The 16,368-nt window shown below is 68.7% G+C and carries 14 protein-coding genes; 9 read left to right on the plus strand and 5 right to left on the minus strand.

Annotated elements, in window-relative coordinates:
- The first annotated feature begins 11 nt into the window (after positions 1–11).
- The 5 genes from LK06_RS32070 (at position 12) to LK06_RS32090 (ending at position 4,298) form a co-directional block, all read left to right on the plus strand.
- Positions 12–725 carry a 7-carboxy-7-deazaguanine synthase QueE gene (locus LK06_RS32070; RefSeq protein WP_039649893.1) on the plus strand — a complete coding sequence of 238 codons (714 nt, stop codon included), beginning with the start codon at positions 12–14 and terminating at the stop codon, positions 723–725.
- Between the two features lie 38 nt (positions 726–763).
- On the plus strand, positions 764–1,126 hold the full coding sequence (locus tag LK06_RS32075) for a 6-pyruvoyl trahydropterin synthase family protein (RefSeq protein WP_039649896.1): 363 nt from the start codon (positions 764–766) through the stop codon (positions 1,124–1,126).
- An 83-nt stretch (positions 1,127–1,209) separates the two neighbouring features.
- On the plus strand, positions 1,210–1,803 hold the full coding sequence (gene folE, locus LK06_RS32080) for a GTP cyclohydrolase I (protein ID WP_039649899.1): 594 nt from the start codon (positions 1,210–1,212) through the stop codon (positions 1,801–1,803).
- A gap of 194 nt (positions 1,804–1,997) precedes the next feature.
- Complete coding sequence (locus tag LK06_RS32085) at positions 1,998–3,404, plus strand: helix-turn-helix domain-containing protein (RefSeq protein ID WP_043435824.1); 1,407 nt, start codon at positions 1,998–2,000, stop codon at positions 3,402–3,404.
- Positions 3,405–3,431: 27 nt separating this feature from the next.
- Positions 3,432–4,298 carry a fumarylacetoacetate hydrolase family protein gene (locus tag LK06_RS32090; protein ID WP_039649903.1) on the plus strand — a complete coding sequence of 289 codons (867 nt, stop codon included), beginning with the start codon at positions 3,432–3,434 and terminating at the stop codon, positions 4,296–4,298.
- A 162-nt stretch (positions 4,299–4,460) separates the two neighbouring features.
- Here the strand turns inward: LK06_RS32090 and LK06_RS32095 are convergent, their stop codons facing one another.
- The 5 genes from LK06_RS32095 to LK06_RS32115 all read right to left on the minus strand — a co-directional run bounded on the left by LK06_RS32095 (position 4,461) and on the right by LK06_RS32115 (position 10,890).
- Positions 4,461–5,744, minus strand: a complete 1,284-nt coding sequence (locus tag LK06_RS32095; protein WP_063891061.1) for an ATP-grasp domain-containing protein — start codon at positions 5,742–5,744, stop codon at positions 4,461–4,463.
- A 95-nt stretch (positions 5,745–5,839) separates the two neighbouring features.
- A complete protein-coding gene (locus tag LK06_RS32100; RefSeq protein ID WP_078859130.1) occupies positions 5,840–6,874 on the minus strand; it encodes a beta/alpha barrel domain-containing protein in 1,035 nt (344 codons plus the stop codon).
- A gap of 357 nt (positions 6,875–7,231) precedes the next feature.
- A complete protein-coding gene (locus tag LK06_RS32105; protein WP_052269782.1) occupies positions 7,232–7,882 on the minus strand; it encodes a cyclase family protein in 651 nt (216 codons plus the stop codon).
- A gap of 74 nt (positions 7,883–7,956) precedes the next feature.
- A complete protein-coding gene (locus tag LK06_RS32110; RefSeq protein ID WP_043435821.1) occupies positions 7,957–8,820 on the minus strand; it encodes a TauD/TfdA family dioxygenase in 864 nt (287 codons plus the stop codon).
- 150 nt (positions 8,821–8,970) lie between these two features.
- Positions 8,971–10,890: a methylaspartate mutase subunit E gene (locus LK06_RS32115; protein ID WP_078859129.1), complete on the minus strand. Its 1,920-nt coding sequence runs from the start codon at positions 10,888–10,890 to the stop codon at positions 8,971–8,973.
- 388 nt (positions 10,891–11,278) lie between these two features.
- Between LK06_RS32115 and LK06_RS32120 the strand changes: the two genes are divergently transcribed.
- From LK06_RS32120 to LK06_RS32135, 4 genes are all read left to right on the plus strand, one after another.
- Complete coding sequence (locus LK06_RS32120) at positions 11,279–12,217, plus strand: phytanoyl-CoA dioxygenase family protein (RefSeq protein WP_199806274.1); 939 nt, start codon at positions 11,279–11,281, stop codon at positions 12,215–12,217.
- A gap of 395 nt (positions 12,218–12,612) precedes the next feature.
- Positions 12,613–13,875: an ATP-grasp domain-containing protein gene (locus LK06_RS32125; RefSeq protein WP_043435819.1), complete on the plus strand. Its 1,263-nt coding sequence runs from the start codon at positions 12,613–12,615 to the stop codon at positions 13,873–13,875.
- A complete protein-coding gene (locus LK06_RS32130) occupies positions 13,872–15,113 on the plus strand; it encodes an MFS transporter (protein WP_052319109.1) in 1,242 nt (413 codons plus the stop codon). The genes LK06_RS32125 and LK06_RS32130 overlap by 4 nt, the downstream gene beginning before the upstream one ends.
- Positions 15,110–16,318 (plus strand): ATP-grasp domain-containing protein, encoded by a 1,209-nt coding sequence (locus LK06_RS32135; protein WP_039649910.1) that lies wholly within the window; start codon positions 15,110–15,112, stop codon positions 16,316–16,318. The genes LK06_RS32130 and LK06_RS32135 overlap by 4 nt, the downstream gene beginning before the upstream one ends.
- Positions 16,319–16,368 lie beyond the last annotated feature (50 nt).

Here is a 16,368-nt window from a genome sequence, read left to right on the forward strand (position 1 = left end):
GGCGGTGCCGGGTGGAAACGGAACTCGTAGTCAATGAGATCTTCGGTCCTACCGTCCAGGGCGAGGGCCGATCCATGGGCCGCAGATGCGCGTTCCTGCGACTTGGCGGCTGCAACCTGTCGTGCACGTGGTGCGACACGCCCTACACATGGGACTGGACCGGGGCGGGCGACTCCGGGGTCGCGTACGACCCCCGCAAGGAGCTGCACCGCCGTTCCGTCCGCGAGGTGGCCGAGGAGCTCCTCGCGTTCGGTGTCGGGCTGATCGTCATCTCCGGCGGGGAGCCGCTCGGTCAGCAGAACCGACTGATCCCGCTGGTCGAGCTGCTCACGGCACGAGGCCTGGAGATCGAGATCGAGACCAACGGCACGCACGCCCCGGATCCGGCCCTGGTGGCCGCCAAAGTCCGTTTCAACGTCTCCCCGAAGCTGGCCCACTCGGGCGACTCGGTCGAACGGCGGATCGTGCCGAGCGCGCTGAGGAGCCTCGCGGTCACGGAAGGCACCACGTTCAAATTCGTCTGCCGCAACACCGACGACCTGGACGAAGTGGGCGCGCTGGTCGAGGAGTTCACCCTCGGTTCGGTTTGGATCATGCCCAAGGGGCAGACCGGGGCCGAGATCAGCCGGCACATGGCCGGGCTGGCCGACGCGGTGATCGCACGGGGCTGGAATCTCACAACACGCCTGCACACCTTGTTGTGGGGCGACACGCGGGGTGTTTGAACGCGTGGCTGAAACAAGCGGAAAGGTGAATCGGGGACATGACGCTGCGCATCACGAAGAAGTTCGAGTTCTCTGCCAGCCATCAGCTCTCCGGTCTGGCGGAGGGACATCAGTGTGGTCGGCTGCACGGCCACAACTACGTCATCGAGCTGGAGCTGAGCGCCGACCGGACTGAACTGACGCGGACGGGTTTCGTGCGTGACTACGGCGAGTTGGCCTCCTTCAAGGCGTGGCTCGACCGGACGCTCGACCACCGGCACCTCAACGACCTGGTGGACGACAACCCCACCGCCGAGAACCTGGCGGTGTGGCTCTACGAACGGTGGTCGAAGGAGTTCCCGGAGCTGACATCCGTGCGAATCTCCGAAACCCCCAAGACCTGGGCCGAGTACCGGCCCTGAGGACCCCGGTCGGCTGGTGATGGCCAGCCGACCGTTCAGAATTCGAACAACGGCCGTGCCGGTTGGTCTGGAAAGGTGCCTGAATGTCTGTAACGACCTGGGTGCAGGAGGGTGACGTCGACTCGGAGGAGCCGCGCGAGGAAGACCCCTTGGTCGGACTCGCCCGGCAGCTCCTGAAGGAGATCGGGGAGAACCCCGATCGGGACGGACTGCGCGATACGCCGACGCGGTTCGCCCGCTGGTGGCGCGAATTCATCAACTACGAGCCGGGTTCGGTCGGCACCCTGTTCGAGTCGGTCGACACCAAGCAACTGGTGATCGTCTCGGACATTCAGGTCTGGTCGCTCTGCGAGCACCACCTGCTGCCGTTCAACTGCTCGGTGACGATCGCCTACCGGCCGACCGACCGCCTGCTGGGCCTGTCGAAGTTCGCCCGGATCGCCCATCGGCACGCGCACAAGCTCCAGGTTCAGGAGCGGCTGGTCTCCGAGATTGCCGAGGACATCGCACAGCTCAGCGGGGCGGAGGACGTGGCCGTCATCGCCAGGGGCGAGCACCTGTGCATGACGATGCGCGGCATCAAGGCGGCCGCTCAGATGACCTCGACCGCCTACCGCGGGGCCTTCGGCGAGGACGCGGCGCTGCGGGCCGAGATGTTCAACCTGCTGCGCCCCTGAGACCGATCCGCATTCCCTGAGAGAGACCTGTCCGGGGCCGTAGCCACGGCCCTGTCTGTCATACCGATCCGGGGCCGCCGTCGCGGCCCCGTACCGGGTCGCAGCTGCGGCCCCGAGGAGCACGTGCCATGGAAACACCATCGGTGTCAGGAATCGGCCGGATCACCACTCGGTCCTCGGGACGGGAGACGCCGATGACCCTGCGCCTCGAACCGGCCGTCGCCGCCGATGAGTCGACCCAGCTGGACACCCCGGTGGGGCTCCGTCAGGGCTGGGCCGACGACGGCGGGAGCGGGGCCACATCCTTCGGGCGGCGACTGCGCGACCTGCGACTGCGCAACGGACTGTCCCAACAGCAGTTGGCGCGCTGCAGCAGCCTCAGCGTTCGCGCGATACGCGATCTGGAGAACGGTAGGGTGCGGCACCCCAGGGCGGACTCCCTGCGTCTGCTCGCCGACGCCCTCGGCCTCAGTGCTCCCCAGATGACACGGCTCGTGAACGACCATTCGCTCGGCTTCCCGCCGGGGTCGACCGAGCCGGCCGTGAGCGGCCCGTTCATCGGCCGAGAACAGGAGGTCGCGGCGCTGACGGCGATGCTCGGCGCCGAGAACCACCGTCTGGTCACGATCATCGGGATCGAGGGCGTCGGCAAGACGCGGCTCGCACGGGAGGTGGCGCACGCACTCGAGACGACCGGGCGCACCACGGTCCACTGGCTGTCCCTGGACGACGACCAGCTCCGAAACCGCGGCGGGGCACCGGTGGTGGCTGCGGCGCGACCCACGTGGTCGCGCGAGGGCGTGAACTTCTGGCGCCACAGCCGTCGGCGCCTCGCCGATACCATCGGGGACTCGGACAGCCTCCTCGTCCTCGACGGGGCCTGGCCGGGGGACGAGTCGGCGGACCTCGCGGCCGACCTCGCGGCCGCATGCCCCGGGCTGCGGATTCTCGTCACGACGAGAGAGCCCGGCGAGATGCCCCTCGACACCTTCTTCCCTCTAGCGCCGCTTCCGGTGCCCCCGTCCGACGCCGAGACGGCGGACCTGGACGAGGTGGCGTCGGTGGCGCTGCTGCTGGCCCAGACGAAGCGCGTTCAGCCGGCCTTCCGCCCCGACGACGGCATGCTCGCGGACGTCGTCCGGATCTGCCGAGCGCTCGACGGCCTTCCCGCCGCTCTCGAGTCCGCTGCCCACTGGACTCTGGTCTACTCCCTGCGGCAGCTCGCCCACCAGCTCACCACCGATCCGCTCACCGTCGCGCGACGACCCCACGGCGGCCATCGACGACCGGACGCCTACGCGTCGGTCCACCGGACCGTCGCCGCGCTGAGCGGCCGCCAACGGGACCTGGTGGCGACCATGTCCCGCCGGTCGTCACGGGAGTCGGGCGGCTACTGGTCGGTGCCGGAGGTGGCGGCCACGATGGGTCTGACGGCCGCGGAATGCGCCGACGACATCTACCACCTCGTCATTCTGGGCCTCCTTCGCCGCATCGACCATCACGACGTGGCGATGTTCAGGGTGCTCAACATCGTCAGCCTGGCCGGACAGAGCGCGATCTCCGGACAGCAAGCCATCACCGGACAGAACGCGGCAGCGTGATCCGGATACATCAGGAAGGATGAGACAGTGCGACTCTGCACTCTTCGCACCGAGACCGGTGAGGACGTCGGGGTGTCGGTGCCTGGCGGAATCGCCACACTGAGTGTCATCAACGCCACCGTGACAACCAGCTACGGCCCCACCCTGCTGGACGTCATCCGCAAGGGCGAGGCTGCCGAGCTCGCGGCCGCGGTCGCCTCGCTGCCGGACCTCGGTGTGCCGGCCGCCCGCGACGAGCCGGAGTTCGGGCCGATCTACCGGTACCCGCCGAAGTTGTGGGGTGTGGGCCTGAACTACGTGCGCCACGCCGACGACCTCGGAGTCCGCCAGCCGACCGACGCCCCCGGCTCCTACCTGCGGCCGTCCTCCACGGTGATCGGGTACGGCGACGACATCCTGCTCCCCGGCCAGTCGCAGCGCGTCACCGCCGAAGCCGAGCTGGGCGTGGTCATCGGAACCACCTGCCGCGACGTCGCGCCCGAGAACGCCTCGTCCGTCGTCTTCGGCTACACCACGGTGCTGGACATGACCGCCGAGGACGCGATCCGGGTCAACGCCCGCCACATTCCCTGGGCGAAGGCGTTCGACACCTTCTGCAGCCTCGGCCCCTGGATCGTCACCCCGGACGAGATACCCGACCTCTCCGCCGTGCGGATCTCCACCGTCGTCAACGGCCGGACGATCGCGTCCAACCAGGTGTCCGCGATGATGTACGACCCCCACTGGCAGGTCGGTTACTTCTCCGGCGGGATGGTTCTCGAAGCCGGATCGGTGATTGCCACGGGGACCCCGGGCGCCGGTGTCATCCAGGACGGGGACACCGTGGAAGCACGTGTCGAGGGCGTCGGCGACCTTCGCAACACCGTCAGGCTGGACCCCGGGGCTTCGGCGTAGTCGCTTTCGGTCCCGCTGGTGACCGGACGACGCCCGGGAGCGCCGGGGATGCCGGCTCGGCGGGGTCGGATCCCCGGCGGCCCGCGTCCCGGGCGCCCGTGGGCGGGACACGGGCCGACATGGACACGCTCGCCGGTCTGTGAACCGTCGAGTCCGCCCCTGTCAGCCTCCGGCTCCCGGTGGCACCGCCGTCGGATCGACGGGGTCGGGTGTGATCTCCAACCTGACCGTCTCTCGGGCGAGGGCAATGGTGCGCAGTACGGCCGCTCTGTCCGGGCCGTGCACCGAGGCGCTGACGGGGATGCACAGGCTGTGGTCGGTGATCGGCACATGGTCCCCGGGCCTGAACCCCGCGAGCACGTCGGCGACGCCTGGCAGGGCACCCAGTTCGTCCAGGCCGTGGACGGCCACCAGGGTGCCGGGCGCGTCGTCGTTGCGGATGACGACGGAGCCGAGCACGGCTGTGAAGTTGTGGTCCCCGTCGATTACGCCCGGACGGCGGCCGAGGAAGCACTCCACGGCGTCGTGGAACGGCCGCAGGTCGGAGTGCCTCGACCACATCGTCACCGCGGGCCCGCCCGAGAAGCGGGCCGCGAGCTCGATCAGATAGACGTCGTCCCCGTCACCGCTGCACTTGACCTCGATGTGTCCCGGTCCCTGACGGATGCCGAACGCGTCGAGCGCCTGCCGGCAAAACCGTTCCACCCGGCCGTGGTCGGGATGGCTGTCATCGATCTGGACGATGTCCCACAGGGGAAAGTCGTAGTCGCGGTCGTCGGGCCGTCGGTACTCCCAGATGTCGATCAGCCGGTGCTCACCGTCGGAGCTGCAGAAGTTCACGGCGTACTCGCGTCCGCGTACGTAGCGCTCCACCAGCCATTCGGTGACTGGCTGACCGGACGGGTCGACCGTCCACACCTTGCCCGTCTCGTCCAGGTCCGCAGCGTCGCTGATGACCGAAACGCCGTAGGATCCGGTTCCCATCGTCTGCTTCACGATGACGGGAAAGCCGATGCCCCGTGCGGCCGCCGCCACCTCACCGGGGGAGTGGACCAGCCGGAACTCCGGGACGCGGACCTGCGTTCGCACGGCCCTGTGCCGCATCGCCACCTTGTTCCGCCGCGCCCAGCCCAGATCGGGGTCGTTGCCGGGCAGGCCGAGCCGTGCCGCGATCTCGTCGGCCACGTGGAGGCTCGTCCCGCTGGCGGGGACGACGGCCCGTACGTCGAACCCGGTTGCACGGACCCGCCGGACGGCGTCCTCCGCGTCGCCGACCCGGAGCGACATCGCGTCGTCGAGGTCGGCCTGCCGCATGGCGCGTGCGGACAGGCCTGTGAACAGCGAGAGCGCGTCGAAACCGAGATCGCTGATGGCGGTTCGGTATGCGCGTCCATTCCCGGTGTCACAGGGGTCGATCAGCAGGATCACTGGGGCTTTCGGTTCCACGGAAACTCTTCTCGGGCCGGGTATGCGAACGGTCAGGGGCGGGGGAGGGCGGACAGCTCCGTGCGAGGCGTCACCGGAGCTCTCGGTGACGACGACTAGCGCGCGGCCATGGTGCTGGCCGCCTCCAGCACCATGGCCTCTGCGGGGTGGACCCGGTCGATTTCGGCGACCGCAGCCATCAGCTCGAAGACGTCGACATTCGCCGTCTTCGCGCACCTGCTGATCAGCGGGAAGAAGCTGGAATGGGTTCGGGTGATGCCGCCGACGAGCTGGTACGTGCGATCGTCGTGCAGTCGCTCCAGGGGGCGGATGACGGACTCGCTCAGCTCCGCGAGCGCCCGGAAGTCGTACGTGGTGCGACGGCCCTGGGCGTGGAGGGCCGCCCCGAATGTCTCGGTGACGGTGTTGCCGGCCCCGCGGCCGATGCCGTCGAGCGTCGTGTCGACGAACCGTGCGCCGCTCGTCGCCGCCACGAGCGAGTTGGCGTTGGCCAGGCTCAGGTTGTCGTGTCCGTGGAAGCCCAGCGGAACCGTCACCGACTGCCCGACCTTCTCGAAGAGCTCGCCTACCTCCGACGGCAGGTATCCACCCACCGAGTCGACGAGGTAGACGGTGTCGGCGCCGTACTCCGCGCAGCGCCGGACCGCCTCCGTGACACCGTCGGCGCCGAGCACGTTCGTCTTCATGAGGTTGGCGAACGCCGTGATGCCGAGATCCTTGGCGAGGGCGATGAAGGCCTCGGCCGGTGCGACATCGGTGATGTCCACTCCGACCCGGACGAACCGCATGCCGGCGGCCACGGCCTGCCTGAGGTGATCCAGCTCGGCGATGCCCGGAATGCAGAACATCCCCCAACTCGCACTCGACAGTGCCTCGGACGCGATGCCGAAGCACCGGGCGTCGGAGACCCGAGTGGGATGAGGCGTGCACTCGGCGGCGTTGAGACCCAGCCCGTGGCCCAGCTCGATGAACCGGACACCTGCCTCCTCAAGACCGGTCAGGACACTTCTGATCGCGCCTTCGGTGAACTGGAAGTCCACGGCATAACTACCGTCACGAAGCGTGCAGTCCAGGATTTCGACGGTGGATGATCGCCGGTCCTTGGCGGCCATCGGCAATGTCTCTGACATTGAACACCTCAAGCAGAGGAAGATATGGGTGAAGCGCTGCGTCGACACTCATCGAGGAGCGCATATTCGCCGGCGGCAGAAGCCCGGCAGAAAGGGGAGCGCGATTCCGGGTCCAACTGCTCCTCCGGCGGCGTGGAATGCGGTAGGCGACACGGAAGCCTGGGACGGGAAGACGATGTCCTTGACGGCCGCGACGCCGCCGCGCGCGGTGCCCGGCACGGGGCGGCCGGGTGCGGCGGAACGCACCCGGCCACGCCTCGGCCCGCAGTCCGGCGGTCGCCGGACCCGGTGCGCCGCGCACCCCAGGTCGGTGAGGTGGCGAGGACGCCGGTCCGGTCTTCAAGGACGTCCCGTCCTTCAGTCCAGCACCGCCAGCGCCCGCGCGGGCGCCCCGTCGCCACCGTGGACGTTGAGAACGCCGACGAACAGCGTGCACCAGTGGTCCGAGATTTCCCTGAGCACCAGGTTCTCCACGAGCAGCGTGCCTGCTCCCAGGAGTGTGCGGTGCACGTCGTAGGGGAAGTCCGGCTGACGCATGCTCATCGGTATCTCGGGGCTCATCGTGTCCATGCCGATGAGCCGAAGGCCCTTGGCCACGGCCCATTCGGCCGCGTCGACCGTGAGGTAGGGGTGCCTGTCGACATAGGCCGGCTCACTGTAGCGGTCGTCCCAGCCGGTGCGGATCAACAGCGCGTCACCGGGTTCGAGGTCGACGGCGGCCTTCAGGTCGGCTGCCGTGATCGGTTCGGCGCCCTCCCGAGGTACCTCAAGGCAGTACGCCCGACCGACCAGCGCCGACGGCGACACCTGGTCCAGCGTGGCGCCGTCCTCGACGAAGTGCGAGGGGGCGTCCACATGGGTGCCGATATGCGTCGGGATGTCCAGTCGCATGACCCGCATCCGGTGTTCCTCCCACGTGCTGGTGGGCGTGAACTTGGGTGCCGGGATGGTGCGCGCGTGCGGCATGCCCGATTCCAGCGGGTGCGAGAGATCAACGGTACGTGGCATGCGGTGCGCTCTCCTTCGTATTGACGATCTTGCTGTGCGCCGCGGTGTGGCGCGGCGCGTGAACTTCGCTCGAGTCAGTTGGCACGTTCGGCCTTCTCGACGCCGTAGATGCGGCGCAGCCGGCGGCTGGAGCCGGTCTCCTGGAACGGCCGTCGGCCGTGGAGCATCCGTCCGTTGTCCCACAGCAGGCCGACGCCACGTTCCAGCAGCACGCACTTCGCGTCCTCCGCCGCGACGGCGGAGACCTTGTCGAACGCGTCCATGGCCGCGACGAGTTCGGGCGGCACGGGCGTGTTCTCCGTGGCGAATGCCTGCTCGATGTACATGCGGACATAACGCAGTACGTAGCCGCCCGCCGTGTGCGTCAGGACGGGTTGACGCTTGATCCTGACGCCCGCCATCTGGTCCTTGACGTCGAAGGGCACGGGCTTGCTCAGTTCGGCGACGTGCGCGGGGTCGAGCTGCTCGACCAGCGCGTTGACGTCCATCAGCAGGGTTTTCCCGCCCGTCGCCGCGGACAGGCCGAACAGGAACGCGGCGTCGGGCAGCCGCGGCAGCAGGGTGCCGTCGGTGTGATAGTTGCCCGTCTTGTTCGAATTCGAGTAGTGACTAGTCTCCGAGGCCCCGGCCCTCACCTCGACGGGATAGATGAGTTCGCCGGAGCTGTACTGCGGAATCGGCTGGAAGAGTGCCGTGAAGAAGTTCCAGTACAGGGTGCAGACGTCGTGGTCGCCGAGTCCCCGCGGGTCCACCCGCACGACGGCGCTGCCCGCGTCCCCGCGGATGGCCGACCGTATTCCGTCACGCAGCGCCAGGATCTCCGCGTCGGTCGTCGCGAGGGCCTCCGTCGGCCAGTCGTCGAGAGCCGCGTCCTGGTCTACCTCCCGCGACAGCAGTGTCGCGATCGCCGAGTTGGGGATCGTGAATTCCTTTGCCATCCTGACTTTCCATTTCTGTGACGAGAGCGACCCGAGGGAGGTTCCACGCTTCGGGCCGGGATGTCGCGTGGTCGGGGCGGAACAGGTCGACCACCACGCCGGGTGGACTCGCCCGCAATTCCGGTCGGCGCTGGCGCGTGTGCGCGTCGCTCACGCGTCGAGTGGCCATTTCCTGTAGTGGCCGGACGGTACTTGCAGCACGTCACGTTCGACCAGCTGCCAGTCGCTTCGCACGGGCGGTTCCGCGGTCCTGCGGCGTTCGCTCATGCGGCTACGATGGAAGTCGATCACGTCGGCACTGAATGTGAGCCGACCCGTGTTCAGGTAGCGCACCGCGCCCTGGACGTCCCGAGCCGTCAGTACCTCGCCACGGTTGTAGACGCTGGGCGAGAAGGGAATGTCCAGGTGGCCGAGCGCGAACGCCTTCACCACGCCGTCCGTGAGGCTGCCGCCGCCGGCCGTCAGGACACTCTCGAGGATCTGGTCCACCTCGGCCCGCAGGACGGTCGCCTCCTCGCGTACCGTCCGCTCGTCCACCTCGACGCCATCCGCCTCGAGCGCGCCCAGGCGGCTCAGGTGCAAGCCCTCCTGGTTGTCGGACACCGAGGGAATGGTGGTCGCCTCGACCGGAGTCTTGGTGATCAGCCGAGACGCGCCGGACAGCCGACCGGTGGTCGCCGAGGCCACGATCAACTGCGCCGCCCGCGCGCGTTCCGGTGGAAACGCCGCCATGTGCTGCTGGAACACGATGTTGACCTGAACCCCTGGATATCCCAGGTTGGCCAGATACTTCTGCCCCAGCTCGCGCAGGACCCTGATCGCCGCGATGTCCTGTGACCGATGGCCCTGCTCGGCGTACCCGAGCGAAACCGAGCCCACGCCCTGGCCGGCCGCCAGCATGGCCTCGATCACGTTGACGACGATCGCCAGGCTCGGGGGGATCAGGACCGCGGTGAGGGTGCCGAAGAACTCACGGTCGATCACCACGCCGAACTTCTCGCGGTAGAGGCCGACCAGCCGGTCGACGTACTGCCACCGCCTGAGCGACTGGGCCAGCGAGTACTCCTTGAAGTAGGGAATGTTGTACGTGATCGCGCCACCCTCGAAGCCGGTGACGCCACCGGCGCACGAGATCTCGGCGAGGAGTCGTGGGTCGCGTGTGCTGTGCCGGGTCTGCAGCGGCGCCCGCACCTCTGTGATCATCTGTCGGAGAACGTCGACCCCGTGGTTCACCATGGGAAAACCGTTGAGCGTGGAGGTGCCGCGCTCCCGGCTCTCCGCGATCCCGTCGGCGGCCTTCTGGTACTCGTTGTTCCTGGTGAGGGAGTCGATCTGGTAGGACAGCACGTCCGCGCCGGCCCGGCGCAGGGCCGTGAACGCCGTGCGCTGCGCGGCGGCGAGCGCCACGCCCGAGCGCGGTTGCACCAGGAACGGCCGTTCCGCCCGGGGGCGCGGCGCGTGCGCCTGTGCGAACGACGGCTGCCGCAGGAGGAACGCCGCGTTGTCCGCCAAGTCCCTCGCGCGCGCGCCGGTCGGCCAGGACTCCAGCACCCCGGTTCGCTGCTGTCGCAGCTCGGTCATGGTGAGCCGCTGGTCGGGCGGCGCCGTGCCGGGGTGGGTGGGCCACCGGGGAGCGGCGGGTTTGCCGCGCACCGGGGCAGGCCTGGTCAGCAGGTCCTCGTCCAGGACCGAGAGAACCGTCGGGATGTCGACGTACGTCGGGAACACTCGTCGAAAGCCCAGACGACGCGCTTCACCGGTTATCCGTTCCGCGCTGCCCACGTCGAGGTTTCCGCCGGCGTACCAGAGCGCATCGATGCCCGGGTACTTGAGCGTCAGGTCCGGGAACTTTCTCAGGTAGTGGCGCAGATGGCCGTCCATGCACGAGATCATGACGACATCCGCGTCCGCCGCGTTCTCGAAGAAGTCCTCCAGGTTGTTCTGCGTGCCCATAAAGTGGATCGAATGGCCTGCCTCGTTGATGGCGTGCTTCAGCAGAGTGAGACCCACCGAATGAGCGTCGGCACCGATCCCGCCGAGCACGATCGTTCTTGGTGTCGGCAATCTCATGGCTTTCTCCGTTACCTTTGGGCAGTGCGTGAGCGGCGAAGCCAGTTGCCGACCTGAGTAATACCAGGGCGTCACTCGCGCTCGGCGACAGGTGCGGTGAAGTGATCCCGTTTCAGGGTCGCCTCCACACCGAGTTCCCCGGACACTGCTCGTACTGCGGTGATGTCTCCGATAGTGGATACCTCAAGCGGCGGAGTGCGGGGCAAGCGTTGCGTCGAGACTAGGTCATGAAGTGCGCATTGAGCAGCGGCAGAAGCCCGGCAGAAGCTCGGCAGAATCGTGCGCATTGCCTGACTCAAGCTGCCTCTCCGGGCGGCTGGTCGCGTCTTGCGGCATACGGCAAGCGGCGTGTACGAATTGAGCTGTACGAATCTGCGGGAGCTTCGAGATGGTTGTGCAGAAGGGTAATTCGATGGGCAGCATCCTCAGTCAGAGCCAGGTCGATTTCTACCGTGAGAACGGATTCTGCGTCGTTGACGGGATGTTCGACAGCGAGCTGGTGGAGAAGGCCCGCTCCGTCGTGGACGGCCTGCTCTCCTTTGCCGACCTCGCCAGTGTGGCCGAGGCGGAGCCGGAGGACGGGTCCAAAGCCCGGCGCATCTGGGCCCCGACGTCACGGGACGAGCTCTTCGCAGGCATCGCGCAGGACACCCGGCTCCTCGACGCGGTGGAGCAACTGATCGGTCCCGACATCGTGCTGCAGTACTCGAAGCTCAACGTGAAGCCGCCGCGCGTGGGCAGCGTCGTCGAGTGGCACCAGGACTTCGCGTTCTACCCCCACACGAACACCGATCTGGTCGCCACGCTGATCTACCTCGACGACGCGACCCGGGAGAATGCCTGTCTGCGCGTCGTCGCCGGTTCCCACCGGCACGGCCTCTTCAAGCACGAGTCGGGAGGCCACTTCGTGGGCAAGGTCTCGTCGCCGGCACAAGTGGGCCTGGAGGACTCGGCGATCACCGACTGCGAGGGGTCCGCGGGCTCGGTGGTGTTCATCCACCCCCTGCTCCTGCACTCGTCGGAGAAGAACCTCTCCGACATGTACCGCCGCGTCTTCATCCCCTCCTACCGCGCGGCCGACGCCCTGCCCATCTACTACGGTCCGCACGCCGCGCACAACGAGCCGACCGCGAAGGTCGTGCGCGGCAGCGCGTCCAGGGCCGTACGCGGCGAGGCCGGCCTCTGGCAGCTTCCGATCGCGCAGGCGGAGTTCAACTCCCTGTACCAGATCCAGGAAGGCTCCCACGTGAGCGACGGGACAAAGTCGTCGACCGGATACTTCTCCCACGAGGAAGGTACGGAAGGTACGGCGACCGCCACGATGTGAGCCGCAGGTACTGCCGCCAACGACGGTAGGTGGAAAAGGAGGTGGCGGCCGATCCCGGTACACGCCGTAGTGCCGGGCCGGTCTCCAGCCTGTCCGGTGACCGTCTGCGGTGTGCGCGCGGCACCACCACGGCTCCGTGTGCGCCTACGTGACGACCGTGCATCCGTCTCCGGTGGGAGTCGGTACGGGACGCGACCGCTCCCCACGATCGCGGAGACATGGGCGACCCGCGGGCCGAGGGGAGTCCCCGCGCTCACCGGATTGAACGCCATGGCCGGGCCACCGGCGTAGACCCTCGGCAAGTAACCGGTCGAGAGAAACCGTTGGGAAGGGCCCGGCGGCGCGGGCAGTCGGCCACCCCGACCCTCCGCATCGAGAGACACCAAGGAGCAATCATGACCGGCCCACTGAGCGGGACACCCGCTGTTGTGCTGATGGATCCCGTCGGGGCGAGCATCAACTTCAAACCCCAGGTGGCCGAGCGCGGAATGGCCGTGATCTCCGTCTACACGATGCCCCGGGAGTACATCCAGACCCGCTGGCCCGACCACACCCTGGGTGACACTGTCAGCCTCTACGCCGCGGAACTCGACGAGATCCGGGCGAGACTCGCCGAGTTGGACGCCGACATCCGCGCGGTGGTCCCCGCCTTCGACGTCGCGGTCGACAAGGCGGACACGCTGGCCGAGGAACTCGGTCTGCCCGGCAACGGTGCGCGGCTCGCCGCCGCCCGGCGGGACAAGTCCGAGATGCGGGAGGCCGCCGCGCGGTCGGGCGTACGCATTCCCCGCTACGAGTTGGTCGAGGACCCGAGTGACATCGCCCGTGCCGCGCACGCCGTGGGCTTCCCCGCGTTCGTCAAGCAGACGGCCGGGGCCGCGTCGCACGGCACCCGCTTGCTGAGCGGGCCCGGGGACGCCGAGGACCTCTCATCCCTGCACCGCACCGACCACTTCGGACGGCCGGTGCAGGCCTGGCTGGTCGAGCAGTACGTGCGCGGCCGGGAACTGGGCGTGAACTGCGTCTCGCACGACGGCGAGCACCATGTGGTGGACATCTGGGAGTACCGGCAGCCCGACGACCGGGACTACTCGTTCCCCTACTGGGACTGGGCGCAGATACCCCAGGACGATCCCGACTGGCAGACCGCCGTCGACTACGTGCGCCAGGTGCTCGACGCGTTCGACGTGCATCTCGGCCCCAGTCACACCGAGATCAAGATTTCGGGCGGTGACGCCTACCTCATCGAACTGGGCGCCCGTCTGCCCGCCTACCCCATGATCGACGCGTGGATCGCGCACAGCGACCTCGACCCGCACCGCCAGACCCTGGTGTGCCGACTGGGCGAGGTACCGAAGATCGTGAAGGCGCCGGTGCGGCACGACCGCCTCAGTGGCGCCAACGCCATCCGCAACGACGGGCCGGCCGGCCGGCTGGTGGAGATCCGCGGCCTGGACACAGTGGAGCGACTGCCCGGCGTGGACAAGCTGGTGGTGGCCTACCAGCAGGGCGACGTGGTGCCGACGACCGACAGCATGAGGACCATTCCGGTCAGGGTGAGTGTCTCCGCGCCGGACCACGCGACGCTGGTCGAGCGGTTGACGGCGGTCCGCGAGAGCGTCCAGCTGGTGATGGAACCGGTCGGCCGGCACCGATGAGCGTCCTGGCCTCGTACCGGCAGTTGCGGTACCTGCCGAAGTTCGGCCCGACCCTGGTCGCGGCGGTCGCGGGGAAGTTGAAGCCGGGGGTGTCCTCGCTCGCCCTGCTGCTGGAGGTCGCGCACTACCGGGGCCTGGGCCAGGCGGCCGTGGCCGTCTCGGTGACCGCGCTAGCCGGTGTGACCCTCCCGCTGAGGGGCAGGCTCATGGACCGACATGGCTACACCCACGGGATGGCGCCCGCGCTCATGGTGTACCTGATGTCGCTCGCTGTCCTGGTGCTGAACGAGCACGTGCGCGGACCGTTCGCCGTCACGCTGGCCGTCGCGTTCGTCTCGGGGACATCGGCGCCGCCCATCCAGACCGCGACCCGGCTGATCTGGCAGGACATGACGACGGACGCCCTCCGCACGACCGCTCTGTCGCTGGACACCATGCTGACGGACCTCGGGTTCATCGTCGGTCCGACGATCGCCGCCTTCCTGGTGGTGACCGTGGCGCCCTGGGCCGGAGTGGCTGCGTCCGCGCTGCTGTGCACGGTCGCCACCCTCCTGTTGCTCCTGCGCGGAGTGCCGCGCCGGTCCGGGCCGCCGCGGCAGACCGAGCGTCACTGGCTGGGACCGCTGCGCAGCCGTGCGGTGCGCAGGACGATGGCGGCGGCGGTGTTCTTTTTTCTCGGGGTCCGCGCGATCGAGCTGGCCTTTCCCGTCTGGGCGCAGCGGCACGGCATGTCGCTGATGAGCGGCGTGCTCCTGAGCTGTATGTCAGTGGGGAGCGTGGCCGGAGGGCTCGTTCTCGGGGCGCTACCCGCCCGGTGGTCCGCCAGGGCCACCCTGCCCGTCACCCTGGTCGTCCTGTGCGTGGGGACCCTGCTGGTGGCGGCGGCCAGCTTCACCGGGACGGCGGTCCTGGCGGTGACCGCGGCGCTGATGGGCGTCGCGCTGGGGCCCAGCTTCGTGGCCCTGTGGGCGACGGCCGGCGAGCTGACTCCGGCGAACACAGCGGCGGAGACCATGGCTTGGAACAGCTCGTTCATGTCGCTGGGAGGAGCCGTCGGGGCCGCGCTCGGCAGTGTGGTGGCCCGGGTATCCGGACCTGGCGGGCTGCTGGTGTTCGCGGCGCTGGCACTGGCGACCGGCGCCGGCCTGGCGCACCTCGCCCTGATCGCCGCACCGGCGGAGCGGGAAAGCACGCCCGGTGTCGGCACTCGGGCCGACAGGAAGGCGACGACACTGTGACGCGCCAGCGGGTGGCTCTACTGAGCCATGTCGGCTACGACGCCTACCGGTATGCCGACGGCAGTCCCTTCTTCCCGAGGGACGAGTTCGACGTCACCCTGTTCGCCCGACCCCGTGACATCGCCCGGTTGGCTCCCGGACAGGTGAGCCGCTGTGTCCCCGTGGACATCGATGCGTCCCCGGAGTCCGTGCTGTCGGCCGCGCTGGCCGGGGAGCGCGATTTCGATCGGGTGGTGGCGACCCAGGAGCGGCTGCTCCTGCCCGCGGCGCGGCTGCGCGAGGCCCTGGGCGTCGCCGGAACCGGGACGAGGCACACGCTGCTCCTCCGCGACAAGGTGGCGATGAAGCGCCACTTCGCCGCGCACGGCATCCGGGTGCCGGAGTTCACGGAGATCTCAGAGCCTCTTCAGGCGGCGGAACTGCTGGACAGGTTCTGCAGGATCGTGGTCAAGCCGGTGCACGGTGCCGGTTCCATGGACGTGCACATCGTCCGCGACCGCAACGAGCTGATCCGCCTCCAGCGCACCGGATTCGCGGGCACGGACCGTTACGAGGCCGAGGAGTTCATCGCGGGCCGTCAGTTCCACATCGACAGCGTCGTCGACGACGGAGTCCCCGTCGCCGTCTCCGTCTCGCAGTACCTGGACTCGCACGAGACGTTCCCGCTGGGCGGGCAGATAAGGTCGCACACCCTGGACGAGGGCCCCGACCGCGAGTCGCTCCTTGCGTTCAACCGCCAGGTGCTCGGCTGCATCCCTTGGTTCAGCGGCGCGACACACCTGGAGGCGTTCCTCGATGCCGGCGGGAACCCGGTCTTCTGCGAACTGGGTGGCCGGCCGGGCGGCGCCGGGACGGAAGCCGCCTTCCAGTACCGACACGGGGTCTCGTTGCTCCTCGCCAGCGTCCTGCCGCAGCTGGGGCGCCGCGTTCCCGCGGGCCACGAGCGGTCGGAGGGGCCCGCGACCGGCTGGTCCATGATCTACCCGCCGATGCCGGGCCGCTTTTGCGGCTACCACACGCTTCCGCGGCGCGACTGGTTGCTGCAACTCACCACGCCCTACCGTCCGGGTGACCTCGTCGGGCGGCCCAGGCGGTCGACGGACGCGATCGCGATCGCGACCGTCCACGGCGCGGACGCGCGTGAGGTGGTCAACCGGCTAGCGGAGGTCAAGAACGGGATCACGGTGTCCATCACCGCGGAGTGACTGGCCCGAGACACCTACTGGGAACCGTCACGGCGGCGTACCGACGGAGA

The sequence above is a fragment of the Streptomyces pluripotens genome (assembly GCF_000802245.2).
In the GTDB taxonomy this organism is placed as follows: Bacteria; Actinomycetota; Actinomycetes; order Streptomycetales; family Streptomycetaceae; genus Streptomyces; species Streptomyces pluripotens.